A 4,589-nucleotide genomic window follows, 5' to 3' on the forward strand; every position below is an offset into this window, starting at 1 on the left:
CGTCTTCTCGATGCTGCAGCTGCCCCTGCTCACCAAATACGCCCCCGATCCCAAGCAGCCCATCGACCCCATCCCCCCCATGGATCCGCTGCCCTGAGGCGATGTGCGCGGGGCCCGCAACGCATTCCCCCACTCGATGGCATCCCAGCGCAAGCTGGGACCCAACCCTCAGCCCGCGCCAGCCGCAAGTCAGGTCCCTCCCTCCGCAAATGACACCGAGCGAGTCTCGCAGCTGATGCGAAATCGCCTCAGTGCCGCGTGATGAGCTCGTCCTTCGTCACATTGAGCACCAGCCCGTCGCCGGTCACGGCGTCGATCTGCTCGGGCGTCACGTACCGGTCCGCCGCGAACAGTCCGTCCGCGTCGATCCTGACAAAGCCCTGCTGCAGCAGCCGCTCCCGCAGTTCCTGCGGCAGGTCGTCCGGCTGGAACGCCTCGGCGATATCGTCGACCAGGGAGTGGGTGCGGTCTCCCAGATTGCTGGGCGCGCTCGCCTCGACCTCCGGCGTGTCCGGGTCGTCGTCGCCGAACTGCACGAATTCGACCTTGCCGATATGGTGGTGATTGCGGTCGAACACCTTCATGCCTTCTTCGACGGAGCGCAATGTGGCGGTGGATAGCATCTGTCGTCTCCTCTCCTGACGCGCCAGTTCGGCGTCGGAGGGAAAATGGCCGAGCCCGCAGCCGGTTCCGTCAGCCGGCCTGCGCCTTCTGGATCGCCGGGATCACTTCGCTCTCCAGAGATTGCAGGCTCATCGGGCCGATATGCTTGTAGGTGATGATCCCCTCCGGGTTGACCACGAAGGTCTCGGGCACCCCGTAGACGCCCCAGTCGATCGAAGCGCGGCCATCCCTGTCGGCGCCTACCGCGTCATAGGGGTTGCCCAGTTCGGCGAGGAAGGCCCGGGCGTTCTCCGGCGCATCCTTCTGGTTGATGCCGATCAGCCGCACACCGGTGCGCCGCAGCAGTTCCTGCAGCACCGGATGCTCTTCGCGGCACGGGATGCACCAGCTGGCAAACACATTGACCACTGTCACCTGTCCCTCGAGCAGCGACGGCACGATGCCGTTGCGATCGAGCCCCTCTACCGCTGGCAGTTCGGTCGCCGGCACCGGCTTGTTGATCAGCACCGAGCGCACGAGGCTGGGGTCGCGATCCATGTTCATGGCGAACACGGCGACCAGCCCGACAAGGACCAGGAGCGGCAGGACGGCGAGAAGGACGCGCTTCAAGACCTGGCCCCGGCCGACCGGCGGCGGATGCCCGCCTTGTCGAGCGCCGCCAGCCGCGCCTTCACCCGCCGCGCATCCCAGGCCACATAGGCGATGAGACCCACCGTCAGCACCAGCACCCCGGCATAGGCCCAGGCGATGAACTCGAAATGCGCCCCCTCGCCGATCATTTCGTCGCCCCCAGCGCAGCCTGGCGGCTCAGCGTCTCGGCGCGGCGCCGGAGGATTTCGGTCCGCATCCGGACCACCTGCAGCAGCGCGAACAGCAGCGTGAAGGCCAGCATCATCACCAGCAGCGGCGTCAGGATCGAGATGGGCATATGCGGGCCGGAGGCAGTGAAAACGCTCGCCGGCTGGTGCAGCGTGTTCCACCAGTCGACGGAGAACTTGATCACCGGGAGGTTGAGCGCCCCCACCAGCGTCACGATGGCGATGATCCGGCCCGCCTTCAGCTGGTCGTCAAAGGCCCGCCACAGCGCGATGATCCCGAGATAGATGAGGAGCAGCACCAGGGTGGAGGTCATCCGCCCGTCCCACTCCCAGAACGTCCCCCAGGTCGGCCGCCCCCACAGCGCCCCGGTATAGAGCGCCAGCGCCGTGAACACCGCCCCGAGCGGCGCCGCCGCCTTGTTGGCGACATCGGCCAGCGGGTGCCGCCACACCAGCGTGCCGAGCGCCGAGACTGCCATCACGCCATAGACCAGCTGGCTGAGCCAGGCATTCGGCACGTGCACGTACATGACGCGCACCATGTCGCCCATCTGGTAGTCCTCGGGCGAATTGAAGAACGCGAAATAGAGCCCGATCGCAAAGCTCAGTGCCGTCGCGATGCCGAGCGGCCAGATCAGGTAGCGCGACCAGGCAAGGAACTGCCCCGGATGTGCCAGGCGGCTGAACCAGTTGGGTTGTTTGACGGTGTCGACGGACATGGGTCTTGGCTCTATTCCCCGGCCGCGCGCAAGGCAAGCGCCGCCGCGAAAGGCGAGAAGGCCGTCACCACGAGGCTGAGCGCAATGAGGAACAATGTCGCGCCACTACCGGCCAGCGGGTCCAGCATCCCGACCCCGAAGATCATCACCGGGATGGCGAGCGGCAGGATCAGCACCGGCGCTATCAACCCGCCGCGCCTGAGTCCCACCGTCACCGCGGCGCCGAGCGCCCCGAAACTCACCAGCCCCGGCGTGCCGATCACCAGTGCCAGCACCGTCCGCCCCCACTGCTCCCAAGACATCGACAAGAGCAGCGCCAGCACCGGCGTCGCCACCAGCAGCGGCAGCGCCGTCACCAGCCAGTGCGCGATCACTTTTGCGGCAACCACCGCCTCGAGCGGCAGGCTCGAATGCCTCAAGAGCGTCAGCGAGCCATCCTCGTCATCGGCCCGGAACAACCGGTCGAGCCCGAGCAGCATCGAGAGGAACGCCGCGATCCACACGATCCCCGGCGCCAGCCGGCTGAGCTGCGGCCGGTCCGGCCCGATGGCGAATGGCACGATCACCGCCACCATGACGAAAAACAGCACCAGCGTCAGCGCCTCGCCCCCGGCCCGGAACGCCAGCTTGAGGTCGCGCCCGATCAGCGCCCCGAACCCGCTCATGCCCCGCCCCCGAGCATCAGCGTCTCGACGCCCGCGGCATCGGCGAGCATCAGGTCATGGTGCGTCGCTACGATCGCGATCCCACCGCTCGCGCGATGTGCGTCGATCAACCGTCCCAGCAGGGCCTCGCCTTCGGCATCCAGCGCCGCGCTCGGCTCGTCCAGCAACCAGACCGGCCGTTTCGATACCAGCAGCCGCGCCAGCGCCAGCCGCCTGAGTTGCCCCGACGACAGATACCCCGCCTCGAGCCCCCCCAGCCCGTCGATCCCCACAACTTCCAGCGCCGCATCCTCGTCCAGTCCCGTCGCTCCATGCATCGCGCGCCAGAATTTCAGGTTCTCGGCAACCGTCAGCCGCGGCTTCAGCCCGCTCCGGTAGTTGAGGAGGTGCAGCCGCGTCCGCTCGACGCCCTCGATCGTCCCGGCATCCGGCCGCACGATCCCTGCGAGCGCCATCAGCAGAGTCGACTTCCCCACCCCGTTCGGCCCGCGCACCAGCAGCACGCCGCCCGCCCTCACCTCGAAGGCCAGGTCCTCGAACAGCAGCCGCTCGCCGCGCCGAATGGTGAGCCCCCGCACCCGCAAATGCGGTGCAAAGGCCTCGGAGGGGCGGTGTGGCTGGTTCATGACCGCCATGCCTAATGAACCCAAGTCACCACTGGCAAGCGTCATGTAGTTTCTCTATAAGCCAGCCGTAGATTGGAATCTTTCCAGTCAGACGACCTTTGCCCCCGGTCCCACGGGCCTTTTTCCGGTCCCCGTCAGGGCCAGGCGGCGCCTGCAACACCAGCGCGTGAAGGCGACACCGTGACCTCGCAATCCCTCGACAGCTTCAAGTCCAGAACCACGATCACCGTCGGGGACAAGACCTACACCTATTTCTCCATCCCGCTCGCCGAGAAGAACGGCCTGAAGGGCGTCTCGCAGCTGCCCCACTCGATGAAGGTGGTGCTCGAGAACCTGCTCCGCTTCGAGGATGGCATCACCGTCACCCGCGCCGATATCGAGGCCGTCGCCGACTGGCTCCGCACCCGCGTCTCCGAGCACGAAATCTCCTATCGCCCGGCGCGCGTGCTGATGCAGGATTTCACCGGCGTCCCCGCCGTCGTCGATCTCGCCGCCATGCGCGACGCCACCGCCAAGCTCGGCGCCGATCCGCAGAAGATCAACCCACTGGTCCCCGTCGACCTGGTCATCGACCACTCCGTGATGGTCGACAGCTTCGGCACCCCGCTCAGCTTCCTCCAGAACGTCGAGCTCGAATACGAGCGCAACGGCGAGCGCTACGAGTTCCTGCGCTGGGGCCAGAAAGCCTTCGACAACTTCCGCGTCGTGCCGCCCGGCACCGGCATCTGCCACCAGGTCAACCTCGAATACCTCGCCCAGACCGTCTGGACCCGCCAGGACGATGCCACCTGCTAGTTCTTCGCCTATCCCGACACGCTCGTCGGAACCTACAGCCACACCACCCTGGTCAACGGCCTCGCCGTCCTCGGCTGGGGCGTCGGCGGCATCGAGGCCGAAGCTGCGATGCTCGGCCAGCCGATCACCATGCTGATCCCCGAGGTCATCGGCTTCAAGATGACCGGCCGGATCAACGAGGGCATCACCGCGACCGATCTCGTGCTCACCGTCACCGAGATGCTGCGCAAGAAGGGCGTCGTCGGCAAGTTCGTCGAGTTCTACGGCCCCGGCCTCGACTGGCTGAGCCTCGAGGACCAGGCGACGATCGCCAACATGGCGCCCGAGTATGGCGCGACCTGC

The 4,589-nt window shown here is 66.9% G+C and carries 6 protein-coding genes and 1 pseudogene; 1 reads left to right on the top strand and 6 read right to left on the bottom strand.

The features are described from left to right. Positions 1 to 248 precede the first annotated feature (248 nt). From JWQ89_RS20465 to ccmA, 6 genes are all read right to left on the bottom strand, one after another. A complete protein-coding gene (locus JWQ89_RS20465) occupies positions 249 to 623 on the bottom strand; it encodes a hypothetical protein (RefSeq protein WP_299644136.1) in 375 nt (124 codons plus the stop codon). A 70-nt stretch (positions 624 to 693) separates the two neighbouring features. After that, a complete protein-coding gene (locus JWQ89_RS20470; RefSeq protein WP_299644138.1) occupies positions 694 to 1,233 on the bottom strand; it encodes a DsbE family thiol:disulfide interchange protein in 540 nt (179 codons plus the stop codon). Beyond that, the gene (locus tag JWQ89_RS20475) at positions 1,230 to 1,403 is read right to left on the bottom strand and encodes a heme exporter protein CcmD (RefSeq protein WP_299644139.1); all 174 of its coding nucleotides are present in this window, start codon (positions 1,401 to 1,403) and stop codon (positions 1,230 to 1,232) included. Before JWQ89_RS20475 ends, JWQ89_RS20470 begins: the two co-directional genes overlap by 4 nt. Continuing rightward, on the bottom strand, positions 1,400 to 2,161 hold the full coding sequence (locus JWQ89_RS20480; RefSeq protein ID WP_299644142.1) for a heme ABC transporter permease: 762 nt from the start codon (positions 2,159 to 2,161) through the stop codon (positions 1,400 to 1,402). The genes JWQ89_RS20475 and JWQ89_RS20480 overlap by 4 nt, the downstream gene beginning before the upstream one ends. 11 nt (positions 2,162 to 2,172) lie before the next feature. Next, a complete protein-coding gene (gene ccmB, locus JWQ89_RS20485; protein ID WP_299644144.1) occupies positions 2,173 to 2,826 on the bottom strand; it encodes a heme exporter protein CcmB in 654 nt (217 codons plus the stop codon). After that, positions 2,823 to 3,452, bottom strand: a complete 630-nt coding sequence (gene ccmA, locus JWQ89_RS20490; protein WP_299644145.1) for a heme ABC exporter ATP-binding protein CcmA — start codon at positions 3,450 to 3,452, stop codon at positions 2,823 to 2,825. The genes ccmB and ccmA overlap by 4 nt, the downstream gene beginning before the upstream one ends. Positions 3,453 to 3,632: 180 nt before the next feature. Here ccmA and JWQ89_RS20495 point away from each other — a divergent pair. Continuing rightward, positions 3,633 to 4,589, top strand: a pseudogene (locus JWQ89_RS20495) (aconitase family protein); the annotation flags it as partial.

This window comes from Devosia sp. (assembly GCF_028290645.1).
Taxonomy (GTDB): domain Bacteria; phylum Pseudomonadota; class Alphaproteobacteria; order Rhizobiales; family Devosiaceae; genus Devosia_A.

Excerpts from the sequence above, each read along its gene's own strand:
- JWQ89_RS20480 (WP_299644142.1), bottom strand. The coding sequence starts at position 2,161 with ATGTCCGTCGACACCGTCAAACAACCCAACTGGTTCAGCCGCCTGGCA.
- ccmA (WP_299644145.1), bottom strand. The coding sequence starts at position 3,452 with ATGAACCAGCCACACCGCCCCTCCGAGGCCTTTGCACCGCATTTGCGG.
- ccmB (WP_299644144.1), bottom strand. The coding sequence starts at position 2,826 with ATGAGCGGGTTCGGGGCGCTGATCGGGCGCGACCTCAAGCTGGCGTTC.
- JWQ89_RS20475 (WP_299644139.1), bottom strand. The coding sequence starts at position 1,403 with ATGATCGGCGAGGGGGCGCATTTCGAGTTCATCGCCTGGGCCTATGCC.
- JWQ89_RS20465 (WP_299644136.1), bottom strand. The coding sequence starts at position 623 with ATGCTATCCACCGCCACATTGCGCTCCGTCGAAGAAGGCATGAAGGTG.